The sequence below is a fragment of the Ectobacillus funiculus genome, from assembly GCF_004138295.1.
In the GTDB taxonomy this organism is placed as follows: Bacteria; Bacillota; Bacilli; order Bacillales; family Bacillaceae_G; genus Ectobacillus; species Ectobacillus funiculus.
The window spans coordinates 1-16,971 of the sequence record NZ_SCFM01000004.1 but is presented as its reverse complement, the minus strand read 5'-3'; the positions used below and the strand labels follow the sequence as shown (position 1 = coordinate 16,971).

16 protein-coding genes and 1 riboswitch are annotated in these 16,971 nt (G+C 40.9%); of the genes, 2 read left to right on the top strand and 14 right to left on the bottom strand.

Going from position 1 to position 16,971, the window contains the following annotated elements; all coding sequences use genetic code 11:
• Nucleotides 1–53: 53 nt before the first annotated feature.
• Nucleotides 54–1,220 carry a DHH family phosphoesterase gene (locus tag EP737_RS01585; protein ID WP_129726177.1) on the bottom strand — a complete coding sequence of 389 codons (1,167 nt, stop codon included), beginning with the start codon at nucleotides 1,218–1,220 and terminating at the stop codon, nucleotides 54–56.
• A 451-nt stretch (nucleotides 1,221–1,671) separates the two neighbouring features.
• Here EP737_RS01585 and EP737_RS01580 point away from each other — a divergent pair, with 451 nt between their 5' ends.
• Nucleotides 1,672–2,196, top strand: a complete 525-nt coding sequence (locus EP737_RS01580) for a DinB family protein (RefSeq protein WP_342772871.1) — start codon at nucleotides 1,672–1,674, stop codon at nucleotides 2,194–2,196.
• 252 nt (nucleotides 2,197–2,448) lie between these two features.
• Here the strand turns inward: EP737_RS01580 and EP737_RS01575 are convergent, their stop codons facing one another.
• The 4 genes from EP737_RS01575 to EP737_RS01560 form a co-directional block, all read right to left on the bottom strand.
• The gene (locus tag EP737_RS01575; RefSeq protein WP_129726176.1) at nucleotides 2,449–3,627 is read right to left on the bottom strand and encodes a phosphoglycerate dehydrogenase; all 1,179 of its coding nucleotides are present in this window, start codon (nucleotides 3,625–3,627) and stop codon (nucleotides 2,449–2,451) included.
• A 12-nt stretch (nucleotides 3,628–3,639) separates the two neighbouring features.
• Nucleotides 3,640–4,719 (bottom strand): 3-phosphoserine/phosphohydroxythreonine transaminase, encoded by a 1,080-nt coding sequence (gene serC / locus EP737_RS01570; protein WP_129726175.1) that lies wholly within the window; start codon nucleotides 4,717–4,719, stop codon nucleotides 3,640–3,642.
• Between the two features lie 357 nt (nucleotides 4,720–5,076).
• A complete protein-coding gene (locus tag EP737_RS01565) occupies nucleotides 5,077–5,475 on the bottom strand; it encodes a hypothetical protein (RefSeq protein ID WP_129726174.1) in 399 nt (132 codons plus the stop codon).
• 282 nt (nucleotides 5,476–5,757) lie between these two features.
• Nucleotides 5,758–5,952 (bottom strand): NETI motif-containing protein, encoded by a 195-nt coding sequence (locus tag EP737_RS01560; protein WP_129726664.1) that lies wholly within the window; start codon nucleotides 5,950–5,952, stop codon nucleotides 5,758–5,760.
• 601 nt (nucleotides 5,953–6,553) lie between these two features.
• On the opposite strand from EP737_RS01560, the gene EP737_RS01555 reads away from it, so the two are divergent.
• On the top strand, nucleotides 6,554–6,745 hold the full coding sequence (locus EP737_RS01555; RefSeq protein WP_129726173.1) for a hypothetical protein: 192 nt from the start codon (nucleotides 6,554–6,556) through the stop codon (nucleotides 6,743–6,745).
• Between the two features lie 702 nt (nucleotides 6,746–7,447).
• Here EP737_RS01555 and EP737_RS01550 read toward each other — a convergent pair.
• From EP737_RS01550 to rraA, 9 genes are all read right to left on the bottom strand, one after another.
• Nucleotides 7,448–8,167, bottom strand: coding sequence for a YwiC-like family protein (locus tag EP737_RS01550; protein ID WP_129726172.1), 720 nt, complete (start codon nucleotides 8,165–8,167; stop codon nucleotides 7,448–7,450).
• Nucleotides 8,168–8,380: 213 nt separating this feature from the next.
• Entirely contained in the window at nucleotides 8,381–9,127 is a 747-nt protein-coding gene (locus tag EP737_RS01545) for an SDR family NAD(P)-dependent oxidoreductase (protein ID WP_129726171.1), read from the bottom strand.
• 634 nt (nucleotides 9,128–9,761) lie between these two features.
• On the bottom strand, nucleotides 9,762–10,010 hold the full coding sequence (locus EP737_RS01540) for a DUF2164 domain-containing protein (protein ID WP_129726170.1): 249 nt from the start codon (nucleotides 10,008–10,010) through the stop codon (nucleotides 9,762–9,764).
• Nucleotides 10,007–10,714 (bottom strand): ECF transporter S component, encoded by a 708-nt coding sequence (locus tag EP737_RS01535; protein ID WP_410776985.1) that lies wholly within the window; start codon nucleotides 10,712–10,714, stop codon nucleotides 10,007–10,009. Before EP737_RS01535 ends, EP737_RS01540 begins: the two co-directional genes overlap by 4 nt.
• On the bottom strand, nucleotides 10,684–12,339 hold the full coding sequence (locus tag EP737_RS01530; RefSeq protein WP_129726168.1) for an ABC transporter ATP-binding protein: 1,656 nt from the start codon (nucleotides 12,337–12,339) through the stop codon (nucleotides 10,684–10,686). The genes EP737_RS01535 and EP737_RS01530 overlap by 31 nt, the downstream gene beginning before the upstream one ends.
• A complete protein-coding gene (locus EP737_RS01525; RefSeq protein ID WP_129726663.1) occupies nucleotides 12,318–13,196 on the bottom strand; it encodes an energy-coupling factor transporter transmembrane component T in 879 nt (292 codons plus the stop codon). Before EP737_RS01525 ends, EP737_RS01530 begins: the two co-directional genes overlap by 22 nt.
• 5 nt (nucleotides 13,197–13,201) lie before the next feature.
• Complete coding sequence (locus EP737_RS01520) at nucleotides 13,202–14,056, bottom strand: DUF4430 domain-containing protein (protein WP_205650854.1); 855 nt, start codon at nucleotides 14,054–14,056, stop codon at nucleotides 13,202–13,204.
• 97 nt (nucleotides 14,057–14,153) lie between these two features.
• On the bottom strand, nucleotides 14,154–15,938 hold the full coding sequence (locus tag EP737_RS01515; RefSeq protein ID WP_129726166.1) for a DUF4430 domain-containing protein: 1,785 nt from the start codon (nucleotides 15,936–15,938) through the stop codon (nucleotides 14,154–14,156).
• Nucleotides 15,939–16,071: 133 nt separating this feature from the next.
• Nucleotides 16,072–16,263: riboswitch (cobalamin riboswitch) on the bottom strand.
• A 160-nt stretch (nucleotides 16,264–16,423) separates the two neighbouring features.
• The gene (gene rraA, locus EP737_RS01510) at nucleotides 16,424–16,906 is read right to left on the bottom strand and encodes a ribonuclease E activity regulator RraA (protein ID WP_129726662.1); all 483 of its coding nucleotides are present in this window, start codon (nucleotides 16,904–16,906) and stop codon (nucleotides 16,424–16,426) included.
• Nucleotides 16,907–16,971: the final 65 nt, after the last annotated feature.

Below are 16,971 nucleotides of genomic sequence, written 5' to 3'. Positions count from 1 at the left end.
CTGTATACCGTCTCAAATCGGCGAGACAATGCCTTTTCTATGTTTACTTTACACTATTTGCTTACCGGAATATAATTCACGAATTTCTCATCATCCGCTAGCCAACAAGTGTAGTGTCGCTTTATAAAGCGTTCTGCTTCTTCAAATGAAGGAAATTCCTTCTCCAATTTATTTTCTTGGTGAATAATTCCCCATTTTTCATTTAGAGGATGAATGAAAATCAATTCTTTTTCATGATTTTGATACAGTGAACCATGCTCAGACTGTTTTAGGTTACGTGTATTTTTAGGTGCATCTTCCTTTACAGCAGGAAGATGGAATATATTTGTCACATACACACTAAATGCCTCTTCAGTAAGAGGACAGCCAGATGCCTTCACATGACCGCCACCGCCAAAAAGGCCGGCGATTTCCGAAACATCTACACTATCATGAATGGTCCGAAATCCTACTTTCTTCCCTCCCATGTTTACAATCGCAATGTAATCCAAATGCTCGTATTCCTTTCCTAACTCATTACCAAGCTCTGAATGATACGATTCAGCGTGTACAACCCCAACACAAAGATCATTAATCGTGGTTTGTATCAGTTCGCGCTTTTTCTTACGCACATATCTTTTAATTTTTTCCTGTTCCATCTCTAACAGCTTTTCTTCAAAGTCATCAAACTGAAATGATTCAGCAGCCTTTAGACGCTCAACCATCTTTTCTTCGAATTCCTCTATCGAGAGCAAATAAAGAAGATCGTTCAGCATTTTTGCCTTTAGATTCTGATGCTTTTCCCATTCCCAAGTATCATATTGACGTACGAGTTCCACAAATTCAGCAGCAGCAGTTGATGGCTCCAAAAAGCCTTGATTTACTAGAAACTCATAAAACAATGAAGTTGCACATGCCAATCTGTCATCCTCGTACTTCACCTGTACAGATGACCACTCATGTTTATTTAAATGCAAGGCTGTTTTATGATGATCTAACAGTCTTGCTTTCCCTCCTCTATGTACAAATTCACTTATTCTTGCTTCATTCTCCTCATTCACAGATAAATCCGTAATAAATAACTGGTCTTCTAACCGAGCTGTGTCTAAAAAACGGCCCACTCGATCGTTCAAGCCCGCAATCGAGTTATAGCGAATCTCAATCTCGTTTCCAAATGCCAGCTTTGCTACAATGCCGCATCCGATACCGTCTAGATCGTTATGAGAGTATACATGATACATGAGTTCATCTCCTTGTTTTTCCTTAGTATGGTTTACAGTAGGTTGGAATATCAATACAGATAGTTTCTATTATAATGCACTTTCCATGCTGCATTGTATATAATGCTGTTCTTATTCAAAAGAAAAAGTACATGCCATCAGGACATGTACCTCAAGAACTCAATCGCTTATAGGAAAATTTCAAATCAAACGAGAAATGGTATGCTGTTTGTCTCATTCCGAAACAACCCAACAACCTGTAAAGTGCATTAAAAACACCTTAAAGATATCATATCCACTTCTATCCTGTCAATTTGTACTTTTCGTGCAGGTTTGCTTACAAGATTACGTTTAATAAGCAACACTTGGTTGGGGAGCAGCTATTTTGAGATGCGAAAATTTCGACAAATGGACAAAAGCGTAGTATGATTAGAAATGGTGGAAATTTACAGAAAGAGAGGAGAAAAGAATGATGATCATCCAAAAGCCAGAAAGAGAAGAATATATAACTTATTATCAAAAATATGTAGATGCTATTTTAGAAGGAGATTTATGTTCCCTACTAACACGTCAAGCTGAGGAAATCATAACATTGCTTGGGACAATTTCAGAAGAACAAAGCGGCTATCGCTATGCTCAAGGGAAATGGAGCATAAAGGAAGTACTTGGTCATATAACAGATACCGAACGTATTATGAGCTATCGCCTTTTACGGATTGGGCGTGGTGATACAACAGATCTGGCTGGCTTTGATGAAAATGTATATGTACAGCACGCTTCTTATGAACGACTCTCTATGCAGCAGCTCCTAAATGATTTTTCTGCGGTGCGGCATGCGACTATTTCACTTATTCGTATACTTCCTGAAGACGCGTGGACGAGAAGCGGAACAGCAAATGGCGGTCCTGTGACTGCGCGTGCACTTGCTTACATTATTGCTGGACATGCGCTCCATCATGCAACAATCCTCCAAGAAAGATACTTACAGGCATTGTAAAATAAAGAAAACTCGCGCTGATTGGCGAGCCCTGCTCTTGGGCGAAGACAGAGGCGTAGTTGCACTTATACTGTATTCCTAAAATTACCCGCTACGTCGAATTCACTTCTAGCTGGGAATTTTTACTTTCTTACAGTGCAAAAAAGTAAAAATAAGCTGACTGAACGGCTCATAATTCGCCTGTTCAATCAGCTTATTTTTACACAGAGGAACAAGATAAAGTCCGCATATGCGGACTTTATCTTGGAAGTCTTATTGGAAAATACGAACTGCAGCTACACCTTCAATGCTGCGAATTCTAGTTGCGATATCATCTTTAATTGTCGCATCAAAACTATTATCAATATCAATAACTGTGTAAGCATAACCGCCTTTGCTGCGATTAATCATATCGGCAATATTAATACCGTGCTCAGCCAAAGCAGCCGTCATTTGTCCAACCATGTTTGGAACATTTTTATGCGCAACTGTAATACGCTTTTGTCCAAAGTAAGGAAGCTCAACATTCGGATAGTTTACAGAGTTTTTGATATTTCCTGTTTCTAAATAATCACGCATTTGTCTTGCAGCCATAATTGCACAGTTCTCCTCAGACTCAAGCGTGGATGCGCCAAGGTGAGGAATTGGAATAACATTTTTCATACCAAGAACATTCTCGTTCGGGAAATCTGTTATATAAGAACCAAGAATTCCTTCTTCTAATGCCACTCTTAAGTCCTCTTCATTCACAAGCTCACCGCGTGAGAAGTTCATAAGGCAAACACCTTTTTTCATTAAGCCAAATGCTTGTGCATTAATGCTTTCCTTCGTTTGCTCTGTAAGCGGAACGTGAATTGTAATAAAGTCACATGTAGAGAAAATTTGCTCAATGCTAAGAGCACGCTGCACTTGGCGAGATAATCTCCATGCTGTTTCTACGGACACATATGGATCATAGCCGATTACTTCCATATCTAATGACAATGCATCATTTGCAACCAATGCACCTATTGCACCAAGACCGATAATTCCAAGCTTTTTGCCTTTGATTTCTCTACCTACGTATTCTTTTTTGCCGGCTTCTACAAGCTTTGGTACAACATCACCTTGTCCTTGCAATGATTTTGCCCAAGATACGCCCTCTAACAAATTACGGGATGATAAAAGCATACTTGCTAGTACCATTTCCTTCACCGCATTTGCATTTGCGCCAGGAGTATTAAATACGACAATTCCTTTTTCCGTACATGTATCTACTGGAATGTTATTAACGCCCGCTCCCGCGCGCGCAATCGCCTTTAGGTTTTCTGGCAACTCCATGTCATGCATATAATAGCTGCGAAGCAGGATGCCATCTGGTGACTCGCACTCTTTTTCAATTGTATAACGTTCATTCGAAAATATATCAAGACCGCAGGAAGCGATATTGTTTAACGTTTGAATCTTAAACACGAGCAAATCCCCCTATCGATTGTTCCGTTCGAATTCCTTCATAAATGCCACTAGCTTTTGTACTCCTTCTACAGGCATCGCATTATAGATACTCGCACGCATACCGCCAACGGAGCGGTGGCCCTTCAACGTCTCTAAGCCAGCAGCCTTTGCTTCTTGAACAAACTTTTTATCCAGCTCAGCTGAAGGACTTGTAAATGGAATATTCATAAGAGAACGATATTTTGGTGCGACAGGTGATTGGAACATTTCAGATTCATCTAAAAAGTCATACAACAGCTTCGCTTTTTCACGATTGATTTTCTCCATTGCTGGAATACCGCCAAGATCCTTTAACCATTCAAATACAAGCTTCGCCATATAAATTGCAAACGTTGGAGGTGTGTTATACATTGATTCGTTATCAGCATGTATTTTATAGTCAAGCATTGTCGGACAGAATGCCGGAGCATGACCAATTAAATCTTCACGGATGATTACGACTGTTACACCTGCAGGACCAATATTCTTTTGCGCACCTGCGTAAATCAAACCAAACTTGGAAACATCATACACTTCAGACAAAATATTAGAAGACATATCCGCAATGAGCGGTACATGGCCTGTATCTGGAATTTCTGCATAGCAGGTTCCTTCAATCGTATTGTTCGTCGTAATATGAACATAGTCCGCCTCAGGATCAAACATAGAACGGTGCAGCTCTGGAATAGTTGTAAAACGATCTTGTTCAGAAGATGCTACAACGCGCGCCTCTCCATACTTCTTTGCTTCAGAAGCTGCTTTTTTCGACCAAGAACCTGTGTTTACATAGTCAGCCTTCTTGTTACGGAATAAGTTTAGCGGAATCATAGAAAATTGTAGAGAAGCGCCACCTTGCAAAAACAGCACCTTATAATTTTCTGGAATATTCATCAACTCTCTTAAAAGAGTCTCCGCTTCTGTTACAATATTTTGGTATACACCAGAACGATGGCTCATTTCCATCACGGACATACCAGTACTTCCAAGTGAAACTAGCTCTTTTTGCGCTTTTTCCAATACAGGAAGTGGTAGCATTGATGGACCGGCAGAAAAGTTATACACTCTTTCCATACCATTCCCTCCCCCTTCATCTAGAAACTGTCAAGTTTTCGTAATGTTTAAACTTTCTGAATTATACCCTACAAAAGCCGCCTTGGTCAATGAATTCCGAACTTTTTTGTCAACACGCAATGGAATCGTTTGCAATTACAGTTATGCTATACGAAATAGTTAACAAATGATTCCATTTCATTATCTTACTATACCTACCTCTCTTCTTGTTATTCACCATAAAAACAGCAGGACATTATCCTAAGTTTCACCTTTTATAAATTCCCATAATACATTACTATCTATGTATACTTTTTTCCACCTATCCATTTTGCAATAAATTATGCTAGAAAAGCCTACTGTGAACAGCTGGCTTTTCTAATATACACCGGATCCTAATTGAATTGTTCGCAAAAGGTTCATAATTAAAAATAATGCTTGTCCAATCTTGGGCTCTAACTGTTTTACTGCCTCTTCATTATAATAACCTTCAAAATCCTCAATATTCATAATGTGACGGCGACCTGCGTATAAAGGCGGCATTGGCAGTTGCAGTTGTCCCTCCTCGTTCTTCACACAATCTGACAACAGAAATAACGAGCTTTGAATCGAAAAGTCCTCCTGCACAACCATCAATATTAAATTGTATCTAGGAAAGGAAACAAAAACAGAATCTCCGGTTTTAATTGCCTGCATCACAGCATCTCCGATAGCCTCCATCAATGCTTGATTGTCTTCTTCTGTGAGCAAATTGTTCGATTGAAAAGTTTCGGACATATCGTTCCCCCTGTTTGTAGGTTATACATCTGAATAGATAACTAAAAAAACGTTTACAATCATTGTATCATTATTTAATTATATCTGCACTAGCATCCTGTAGAAATTCAAGGCCCTTTCCCTAAAAATCTATTTTTACTTGTGTTTCGTACCCAATATAATGGAAAGGTAGTTTCTCTCAAGGCAAACTACCCTAGAGTTTCTACACAAGATTCGCTTCCTAAGAGACAGAATATATAATGAAGAAATAAAGCATAGGTGTAATAAAAAGCTAGGGGTCCCCTAGCTTTTTAACTTTCCTTCAAATGTAATTCGTCTCCCGCACGGCTCTATGACCATCTCCCCATCTCGTTCCACTTCCTGAAAAACCGGCTCCTCCGTGCGTCGCGCTGGGATATATCCTTCTCTTTCCATTCTTTCAATGCAGCTTGATATCGATTCATCCGGCTGCACTTCAAATTTTTTCTTTTTTGGCATTACTTGCAAATCATTCACCCCCTTTCTTTATCCTTCCCCTTCTTCATTCCATTAAGAAGAGATACCACTTAAAAGTTCTCCTGCTTATGAATAATTGGATACGGGAAACGGCTCATACTAATCCATACATTTAGAAAAGGTATGAGCCAGAGCTTATTTCCAGCATCTATAACAGCCGCTGCCATCCTGTCCGTTAACGGCTGCTCTCAAAGCTCTATGTATTGATAAGCCCATAAGGCCTTCGCTGATATGCAAGAGCGTACCCAAACAAAATCCGTATAATCTTCAGCACAAAAAATAGCTCCACATATTCCCTTTTGACAAGTAAATTCAACCATGATAATCTATACCTTGTCAAAAAGCGAGTCTTTTATGACAGAAACAGCCGGCACCTTTTGGCGAAGGTGTCTTTTTATTTGAATAAAACACTACACACTCAGCACCATTTTGTTAGACTGCTTTATGCAGTCTTTTCTTTTTTCTCTTATCATGCCGTTTCAAATACTCACTTTCCCCTCTGATATTCCCAAACACTTAGGTTATATGCCCTTACGGTTTAGCCCATACTACATATGTATCTCATACAAGGGAGGCATAGAATATGCAAAAGAATGCAAGAGGTCACGTTCAAGATTCATGCAGCGCGCTAGAACAAGCAAGAAGCTGCCTACAGAATGCACTACAAACAGTAGAAGAAGCCGACAACCGTCAGCGCATTGAACAATCTCTTCACTCTGTTGAGAGCGCACTTCAACAATGTGACAGTACAGCCCAAATTTTATCACAAAAATAAGACAGGCAGCACAAATTATCCTTTTTGAAGAAAACTCGCTAAATTTCTGACTACGTCGAATGACTTGTAGCTAGAAGTTTATACTTTCCTACAATATAAAAAACGCCCGATCCCCAAACAGGATCGGGTGTTTTTTATGAATAGGGGCGTTTAAGCATTTTCAATACTCTGGCTGCTTCCCGCGAAAGATGCCCTCTTCTTTTTTTTCTATACTCGCACATCGCAATATAACACGCAATGCTTGCATTATTCTTACGTTTCCTCATGCGTTGTCATCCTCCTGTGCCCATCATATGAAAAGGCCTAGGAATTTGTGACTTTAAAGAAAATTCGCTGATTGGTGAGCCCTGCCCTTGGGCGAAGACAGAAGCGTAGTTGCACTTATACTGTATTCCTAAAATTTCTCGCTACGTCGAATGGGCTCCCTGCTAGAAATTTATACTTTCTTAAAGTGTAAAGAAACCTCGCCGACTGGCGAGCCCTGCCTTTGGACGAAGACAGAGGCGTAGTTGCACTTACACTGTGTTCCTAAAATTTCCGACTACGTCGAATGACCTTCTAGCTGGAAATTTATGCTTTCCTACAGTGTAAAGAAGATAGTTTGGCTATGAACAGCCATAAAGCTCCAACAAATCAGACCCTCCTGAAGCCTAACATAAAACTGCCTTCTCACTTATTTCAGCAAGAAGGTATGGTATCTATTCACAGCTTGTTTACCATAAGCAAAATGACAAAGAAGAAGTAAACAGAGTTCGCAATTTCTAAAGTACCGACCTTTAAGACCGGCATATTCTTGCCATAAAACAGGATAGCCCGCACAAGACTTGGTACGAATGCAATAGCTAGTGCAGGAGAAAGCATAATCATCCCGATGATTAACAGCGCATGATAGCCCCACGAAACGATTCGATAGATTGGGTTATGCTTCTCACGGAGCATCGTTTTCATATAAAATGTACTTCCAACAAAATAACAGAAGCATAAAGTGAAAATCCACCATGCTGTTTGGTTAAGGATGCCCGTTCCAAAATAATAACTCATCATACCGCCAGATGAAAATGTAATAATAGCAGCGATATCATTTAGCAGCGCTCGCTCATTCTTAGTTATTGCAAAACATACATTCACAAGAAACAATGGAAGCATTATAACTGCTGCATATACAATTCGCCATTCATGCATAAGTGAAATACTACCAAAAATAAGGGCCGCCACAAAATAAGTAAGAGCCCATTGCAGCAGATGCTTCTTACGTCTCTGTTTGATATACATAAGAAGCGGATATGTACCTAAATAAACAAACAACCATGCGAGCAGTAAAGGAAGATGATATAATGTAGGACTTCCAGCAGCGATGCCGATAATAAACGGGATAAACAACATAGCCCAAGCTCCATGTTGGGTCGGGATAATCGGTTTCATGTAAACTGCCACCTCAAGCCATTTCGTTTTATATATGTTCATTATATCACCCAACCATAATGTTCCATCCTCCAGAAAATGAAGATTTTATGTCAGCGCGTAAGCAACATCCAACGAAAAAAGCACTTCTTTTATAAGAAGTGCAATGGAGGCAAACTAAAAGTATGTAGTCGCGACTCTACACGATATATCCATATTCATGGACTGAAGAATCTATTCCTCATAAATCATTTTCTTCGTCATCCCTCCATCCAATATAATATTCTCCCCATTGATAAAATCATTTTGTTCTTCTGTTAAAAATAAACAAGCACGCGCAACATCAGCAGGTTTGCCAACACGACGTGATGGATGCTGTCTATGATCCTGCTCCCGCAACTCCTCATAACCTATCGTTTGAATCCAACCAGGACTAATACAATTAACTGTGATATTTTCTTCTGCCAAAGATAAGGCAAGCGCATGTGTGACCGCTACGATCCCCCCTTTTGAAGCAGCATATGCCTCCGAATGAGGTTCAGACATAAACGCACGTGTCGATGCAATATTAATAATTCTTCCATAGGAGCACCCTCTGTTTTGCTTTGCAAACTCCTGAGATGCAAATACCAATGCACGCAAATTCACATGAAGCACCTCATCCCAATCCTCTTCCGTCAGGTCCAAAAACGGTTTAAATTTACTCAGACCAGCATTATTAATCAATACATCCACTTTTCCATATTCACTCTGAACGGAAGCAAACAACTCGGTAATATTAGCAATCCCTCGCAAATCAACCTCATAAAAATAAGCTTGGTATCCTTGCTCCCGATAGAAAGCAGCCGTCCGTTCTCCCGCTTCTTTATCTTTATCCACTAGGATTACAATATCACCCGCTTCAGCGTACATCTCACTGATAGCTCTACCAATCCCATTTGCAGCTCCTGTTATCATAACAATCTTATTTATATAATTCATCTTACAGCTCCTTGTCCTTACTTCCTCGGTAGAGATTTTGACAAAACAATCCAACAGTCCTTTCTCTTCTAAAAAAACCGTTAGATTTTCTGACAACAAATCCCGTCAAAAAGCTATCCTATCCTATAATAGCAAAGAAGGTATTTTTCTTCATAATCTATGACCATGACCATATTTTCTTTCCGCTTAACTCGCCTTGTTAAGCGGTCTTTTCTTATTTGGGATTTTAATCCAACAATTCAAAAATTAGCAAAATATACTATCACTGTTTTTTTAACATACAAACATCTTCAATTGTAGAAAGAATCCAAAATGTACCTTAGCTCCTTTCAAAAACATTGTCAGATTTCCTGACAACACATGTGTAATTTCGATAATATACATATATAATCATTTTGTAAGGAACGCGTTCCTTTGAATCCCTAATCATTTTTGCCGCTTAGTTTTCATGGCTGAGTGGTCTTTTTTATTTATCAAAAAAACTTAGGCTTGAGAGAGCAAAGCTGTATTTATAGTTTAACCTCATATTCCCCTATGCTCCTTACAATACAAAAAAACACAGTTCTACCAGCTAACGGATCATAATATCTTGACAAAAGAAAGTATAAAAAAAGATGGAGAAAGTCTCCATCTGCTAACGATGCACAGGCCGCTGCAACGTGTATAAATCATCCTCAATAGCCTGCATCCGCTCTAACACTGCCCTTCTGGCATCCTCAACTGCACGATTGTACACATATGGTCCTGCTTCCTGAAGAAAAAACTCTAACAAACTTTCAGCCTGCAAATTCCCGATTGCTTCAAGTCCTTCCTTTTCGAAATACTCTTGTATTCCTTGAATAAGCTCTTCCTTCTGCTCACGTGGTAACTTTATCGAGATCATCTAACCTGCTCCTTCCCTTCATCTAATAAACCATACTTTCCTTTAAAACGCGTTAGTACCTTAATCCATTGTGTACTAAACAATCCAAGAAAAAAAACATTCGAAAGTGCATGTGCCAAATCAAAATACACACTGGCCGCATAAGCACCGAGAAAAGTAACCCATGTAATTTCTTGCAAAAACGTGAGTAAAAAAGAGAGGTTCATAATCCAGCCAAATAAAAATCCCCATACAAACCCAAACAGTATACGCCCCCACTTGTTTTGCAGAATAAACGTTCGACCGAGCAACCCCGCTGTCAGTCCCATTAATCCCCAGGAAAACATCTGCCACAATGTCCACGGTCCTTGCCCCAAAAACAAATTAGACACAAGAGCAGCTGTTGCTCCAATAAGAAATCCAGCCTCCTTTCCAAGCACAATGGCTGATACAATAATAACGAAGGAAGTTGGCTGTACACTTGGAAGCGGCGCAAACGGTACGCGGCTAATAGCGGCAATCGCAGCAAGAACGGCAATAAGAACAATCTCTCTTGAGGAAAAGGCCTTTCTTTCAAACCGAACGTAAAATGGCAGCATCACCAGGATAAGAAGCAATAAGCTTAGCCACAAGAAATAACGATCCGTAACAAAAGCGGAAAAGGCAAGAACCCCTACAAAAACAGCAACCACAGCTATAATGAAGAGAGAAGACCACTTGGACACGATTGTACCACATCCTCCCATATTAATGCCTCTGGAAGCTGTTTGCGAACAAGGCGATTTACGGCTGTTGTATAAAAAAAGTTTTCACTGAAAAAGCGACGAGGTGTGTCTTCAGCGATAATTTGCCCGTCAAATAGAAGTACACATCGATTGACAAACCTAGCCGCAAACTCCACATCATGGGTTGCCATCAAAATGGTTGTACCATCCTGCTGCAGCTGTTGGAACAATCCCCCCAGTTTCTCCTTTTTTTCAGGATCGAGTCCTTTAGTCGGTTCATCTAAAAGGAGGATGCGCGGATTGGAAAGAAGCACTGTACAAATAGCAATTAGCTGCTGCTCTCCGCCGCTGCAATCATGCGGATGACGTCCACTTAAAAATGAGAGGGAAAAACGTTCCATCATTTCTCTAGCTGCTTGTTCCGAATATTCATAACCTAATTCTTGAGCACGATTGTATAATTCCTCCCAAACAGTATCATGTGTAAAATGATAGTAAGGTTGCTGCGACACGTAGCCGATTTGCTTATAGCGTTTCGCCGGAGGAATCTTATCAAGACGCTCTCCATCAAGGAACACCTTTCCTCTTCTGGATTTTTGCAATCCTGCTAATACTGTTAAAAGCGTCGACTTTCCTGTTCCATTTTTCCCCACAAGAGCAACCCATTCACCTTGCTGAACCGAAAAAGCTAAATCATCTAAAATGCATACTCCATTTTTTTCATACTGAAACGTTATCGCTTGTGCCCGAAACAATTCCTTTCCTTGGCGAGGATTAGTTTTCTCAAGCGGGTGCAGGGTCTTCGCTAAAACCGGAAGAGTTTTTTGACCATCGCGTACGGTAAATGGAACATCTTCGCTCCCCCATTCCAAAAACAAACGGGGGATTTGCGGAATATACGAACGGAATGGTTCTTGTACCCATAGCTGTTCCACTACTTCCTTTGGAGTCCCCTCGCAAATGATACTTCCTCCGTCCATAAATACGAGACGATCTGCTAATGGAAGGATGTCATCCAAACGGTGCTCACTGACAATAATTGTCATACCAAGCTCTTCGTGAATACGTTTCAGCAATGTTAAAAATTCCTTCGCTGCAATTGGATCGAGCTGGGCTGTCGGTTCATCCAACAAAAGCAGCTTCGGCTGCAAAATAAGAACAGCTGCCAAATTCACGAGCTGTTTTTGCCCTCCTGACAACGTATGGACAGATTGATGCAGTAAATCCTGAAAGCCAAGAAAGCTAATAAGTTCCGCAATTCGTTTTTGAATCACAGTTGTACTACAACCTATGTTTTCAAGTGAAAAGGCGAGCTCTTGTATAACCGTATCCATTACAAGTTGATTTTCAGGATTTTGGAACACCATTCCAATTTCTTGCGCGGATGTTATACTCGGTACATCCTTTAGCTGCATTTGATTGTAAAACAGTTCTCCAGTTCGCATGCCGATAGGCTGCAATTCCTTTTTGAAATGCTTCAACAAGGTCGTTTTACCACAGCCAGATCTACCAGCCAATACAACAAACTCTCCTTGCTCAACGGATAATGAGACAGAAGATAAGGCTGGGCGTTCCTCATTTGCGTATTGAAAAGAAAGCTGTTTTATTTCTGCATATGCCACCATGCCCACTCCCTTCCTTCTATTATAATAGGAACACTTATATACAAACAAAAGGCGGTGTATAACACACCGTCTTTTGTTTGAAAAGCAAGCGGCTCTACTTTTGGATAAATTGCTAAAACTCCCGCCCCGAATATCGGACCTACAACACAGAAAAACAGAAGAATGATAAAGATAGAAAGCAAGAACCAATCTCTTCGAGCCATACGATATCGAATGTATGCACTTCGTTTGGTTGTTCCAAAACCGCGTGCCTGCATAGAATCAGCAGTTTGCAATGCTTCCTCTAACGAACAAACGAGCAATACGGACAACAGCTTCATTCCATTTTGCGCTCTGCTTCGAAGCGAACCCGCTTCAAGTTGTACCCCTTTTGTTTTTTGAACAAGCGTAATATAGGACAATCTCCTCAAAAACAAAGGAACAAATCGAATCGCAATCATCGTTAAAAGCGCTGCCTTCGGGGAAATACGTGAGAATAAATAGAGAAACTTATGACTTGAAATCGTCGCATTGTATGAAATAAACGCGAAGGAAATCGTTAAAAATGACAGCGCCATCGTAATACCATACAGAGTCGCCTCAAGTGTCACTGGATTATCAAACAGATAAAACAGCATGGTGCTTCCTCGATGTGTAAATAGCGGATTAGCAATTGCAACAATGACTGCCATGCCAATTGATGCCATCATCATCTTCTTCATGAGTGCACCACTGCCCTGCAATATGTTTAGGAGCAGCAGCAGACAAACTGATGTAGCTAAAAACACCGGATGAAGAAGCATCATGCTCATCACAGCAACGCCTATAAAATATAGAAGGCTGACGATTGGATGCACAGAAGAAAAAGCTGACTTCATCTTTATCACTGACCATCCTTTTTGTAATCATTTGTATATCGCCACTCTACTTGATCACCCTTAGACAATTTAATAGCACCCGCACTTCTATTACCGATTACCCCATTTACATAATATCTCCAGCCGCTATTCGGACCGCGATCCATTTCGTACAAGTTATTAATTCCCTGCACATAAACACTCTGACCTGCCCCTGTATATTCCATTTGAATTCCCTTTTGCTTCACAGTACGCGCCAGTACAGCAAATACTGTATCTCCCTCCTGCAATTCAACTGTTGTTTTTGAAAGAACTGTCGTTTGGTTATCTTGTATTGAAAGAGTAACCATAGCTGTTTCCTTCTTTTGCTCCTGCTGCGGTTCGGATACAGCTTGAGCTGGGGCAGGAGCTGGGGCAGGAGCTGGCGCTGGCGCCACTGCTACTTGAGAAGACTGGGATGCTGCCGATCCTTGGGAAGGTTGGGAAGCCGGCGTTTGTGTAGACGCTGCTGGTTTACTGCTGCCCTCCTGCGCCTGATTTGCAGAAGTGGCTGCATTTGCATTTGAGGAAGGCGTCTGATTTGCAGGAGCAACTGTATTTGCAGAAGCAACTGTGTTTGCAGAAGCAACTGTGTTTGCAGAAGCAACTGTGTTTGCAGGAGCCGCTTTATTAGTATCCTCTGCTGTCCTGCTTTCTTCAGACGGATCAGCCGACTGTTCTGTTGTCTCTGTAGGTGTTTGCGCTGCTTGTTGCGTTTCCTCTGTTTGCGCTTGTTCTGTAGCATCCGTAGCATCAACAGTTGTCTCTTTGTCCTCTTTGTTCTTGTTTCCGCTCGTTTCAGACTTTGCAGAACAGCCTGTCAAAAGAACGAGTACAGCCATAATAGAAAAAAAATATTTTATATGTCTCATATCTTCACATACCTTTCTAAAAGCAATTAGGAGCAAGTGCTTGCTCCTAATCATGTTGGTTATAAAATTATGCGGCCTTCTTTCTTCTCCAAAGAATAGCCCCTGCAGTCATAAGGACTGCACCTGCTGCAGTCATCACAATTGTTTCCGTTCCAAACATAGCTGTATCTGGCAGCTTTTGCTTTTTGGAAGCTGACGCAGCTGATGCAGGAGTTGTTGTTGTTTTTTTCGATGACGACACCGTAACAATTTCCTCTGTATCCGTATTATTTTCTGTAGATGGTGCTTCAGCTGACGCAGTTGGACTTTCAGTGACTACTGTGACTACTTCATTAGAAGACTCACTATCTTCACTAGCTGTCTCTTCAGCGCTTCCATTATCGACAGAAACCGGATTGCCTGTCCAGTGGAAGATAGAACCTTTTCCTTCTGTATAGAACTTATATTGAACAAGAGCATATAAAGCTTGCTCTGACGCAAGAGAACTGCTTTCTGAATCTGTACTTAACCATTTAAAGCTTCCATCTGATAATTGGAAGGATTGTAGATTTTGAATAAGAGTATGTCCATCCTTTGTAAATTCACTTCCTGCTGGATCCACTCCAATTGCAGCTAAGCCTGTTACCACTTGCGCTGCACTGTTAGCATTTTCTACTCCGTCAGACTCATATCCGCCATTTGACGTTTGTAATGTTTTTAATAGACTTACTGCATTGTCAATTGCTGGTTTTACTTCTGCGCGGCTCTTATAAGGAGCCAGTGCTGTTAATGCCATGCCTGTCATATCTGGATCACCTGTTTCACTACTGAAAGACCAACCGCCATCAGCATGCTGCTCTTTCAAAATCTCTGAGATTAAGCTATCACGTGTCCACTTTGCATCGCTCGGAATCTCGTAATCTCTGCTATCTAACGCAAGCAGCGCATATATATATGAATTAATACTGCCCACTGTCTCATCATTATAAAGCTTAGAAACTAGGTTTTGTCCTGCAAAATTCGTTGGATCTGCTCCAAGCGCATTAATTGCTAAAATCGTTCTAGCAAGTGCCATATTGTTAAGTCGCGCACTCGTATTTACACGATCTTCTAAAGATTTTAAATAAGTTGCTTTCGCTTCATCAGAAACAGCCGCTGCGGACTGCAATACTCCAATTACTTCCCAATCACTTTGTAGCTCTCTGCTTAGCATAAATTGCACTGCATTATCAATTGTCTTATTCACACTTTCCATTAAAACAGGTGCAGAGTCCTCATCAGTTTTCCCTGGTTGCCCAGATTCACCGTCCGTCGGATCTGTTTGTCCTGGTTGCTCGGAATTACCATCCGTTGGACCTGATTGTCCTGGTTGATCCGGGGTTGTAGGAGCTGGTTCGCTTTGCTCTTCACATCCACCAAGCTCTGCAATGCTCTCTTCAAGTGTTTTATTCCCTAATCCTACGTTCCAATCTGTTACATAACGAAATGCGACAGTGTCACCACTATGTACCTTGTATGCATCAGCTCCAACATTCGCAGCTGCTCCATTTACTTCAAATGACCAGTAGCTGTTTGGCTTCTCTCCCCCTGAAAGAAGACCATCAACTCCAGTTAAATACTCTCCAAAAGATGACTGCTCCGTAACGATACCATTCGGAAATTCTCTCTTTAATACATCCAATGCGGTTTCATCCGGCTGCACTGCCACTTCTTTCGGGCATAAAATCACTTTTCGCTCCGCATCCCCAACTACCGCAAGCGTAATCGTATTTGCCGTTTCTGCAAATACCGTATGTACCGTATTTACAAAAGATACAGCAACTAGCAGTATCGCTGTAAGAGATACGATCATCCATTTTTTCAACTGTCTCATGTACCTTGTCTCCCTCTTTTAAAAAAAGTCATAAAAAAAGGCCCTCTATACAGGGCATGCGTAAGCAATGTTCAACAGAATACCAAATGTTAGACTTTGCTGTGCACAACACCTCCCTATGCCTCGTAGGTTTATTGGCGTTCAAGCTTAGGCAGGTCTCCTGACTCGTGTATCGCTAACCATTTTTGCGCTTTCCCAAAAAACGGTGTGGCGCGCAACAAAAAGCCTCTTCACTTACAGTGGCGGGACCGTGTTGGATTTTCACCAAATCTTTCCCATTTAACGCAATGGCAGAGCCATTACGACCTGAACTCGTCACAATATCCGAAATTCCGCTCTTCATTTTACTATCTTTTCTTATATTTGTCGATTTATATTTTTAAAAAACGGAAGTGGGCTATAAGACTACGAGGGTGCTTCCTTACTATAAAGAAAAGAACACTGCCACGGCAGCGCTCTCGTATTCACTTCTGTCTTCTATTCATTTATTCTTCAACAAGAAGGCGATCAGAAACGATTACACCATCTTCATCGGCATACACATAATGATTAGGATACCATTCAATCCCCCCAAATGAGAGCGGTCTATTTTCCTCTCCCTTTCCTTCCTTTTTACTTTTTTTGGGCATACTTGCAAGTGCGAAAATGCCAAGCTCAACTTCCTTTAGCTCAGCAACATCTCTTACACAGCCATTTATAATAATACCAGCAAGTTGTCGTGCTGCTGCAATGACTGCTAAATTATCACCGAGAAGCGCACAGCGTGTGGAGCCCCCACCATCTACAACAAGAACTGTGCCTGCCGGTAAAGTTTCCAAAGCCTTCTTTACAAGCACGTTATCATCTAACACCTTCAGCGTTGCCATTGGTCCATAAAAACATTGCTTCTTTCCATAAGAGCGGAATAGCGGTTCACATATGTCTATGTATTCGCTATATACATCACATAAATCTGCTGTTTTTATCATCATGTTTCGTCACCTTCCTAGGCTCGAAATTAGAGTACGCTAATAGATTCGAGTTTCCATATCCA

What these genes read in the sequence shown, in the direction of transcription:
- EP737_RS01585 (WP_129726177.1), bottom strand. Translation starts at nt 1,220, where the DNA reads ATGTATCATGTATACTCTCATAACGATCTAGACGGTATCGGATGCGGC.
- EP737_RS01580 (WP_342772871.1), top strand. Translation starts at nt 1,672, where the DNA reads ATGATCATCCAAAAGCCAGAAAGAGAAGAATATATAACTTATTATCAA.
- serC (WP_129726175.1), bottom strand. Translation starts at nt 4,719, where the DNA reads ATGGAAAGAGTGTATAACTTTTCTGCCGGTCCATCAATGCTACCACTT.
- EP737_RS01565 (WP_129726174.1), bottom strand. Translation starts at nt 5,475, where the DNA reads ATGTCCGAAACTTTTCAATCGAACAATTTGCTCACAGAAGAAGACAAT.
- EP737_RS01560 (WP_129726664.1), bottom strand. Translation starts at nt 5,952, where the DNA reads ATGCCAAAAAAGAAAAAATTTGAAGTGCAGCCGGATGAATCGATATCA.
- EP737_RS01555 (WP_129726173.1), top strand. Translation starts at nt 6,554, where the DNA reads ATGCAAAAGAATGCAAGAGGTCACGTTCAAGATTCATGCAGCGCGCTA.
- EP737_RS01550 (WP_129726172.1), bottom strand. Translation starts at nt 8,167, where the DNA reads ATGAAACCGATTATCCCGACCCAACATGGAGCTTGGGCTATGTTGTTT.
- EP737_RS01545 (WP_129726171.1), bottom strand. Translation starts at nt 9,127, where the DNA reads ATGAATTATATAAATAAGATTGTTATGATAACAGGAGCTGCAAATGGG.
- EP737_RS01540 (WP_129726170.1), bottom strand. Translation starts at nt 10,010, where the DNA reads ATGATCTCGATAAAGTTACCACGTGAGCAGAAGGAAGAGCTTATTCAA.
- EP737_RS01530 (WP_129726168.1), bottom strand. Translation starts at nt 12,339, where the DNA reads ATGGTGGCATATGCAGAAATAAAACAGCTTTCTTTTCAATACGCAAAT.
- EP737_RS01525 (WP_129726663.1), bottom strand. Translation starts at nt 13,196, where the DNA reads ATGAAGTCAGCTTTTTCTTCTGTGCATCCAATCGTCAGCCTTCTATAT.
- EP737_RS01520 (WP_205650854.1), bottom strand. Translation starts at nt 14,056, where the DNA reads ATGGCTGTACTCGTTCTTTTGACAGGCTGTTCTGCAAAGTCTGAAACG.
- EP737_RS01515 (WP_129726166.1), bottom strand. Translation starts at nt 15,938, where the DNA reads ATGAGACAGTTGAAAAAATGGATGATCGTATCTCTTACAGCGATACTG.
- rraA (WP_129726662.1), bottom strand. Translation starts at nt 16,906, where the DNA reads ATGATAAAAACAGCAGATTTATGTGATGTATATAGCGAATACATAGAC.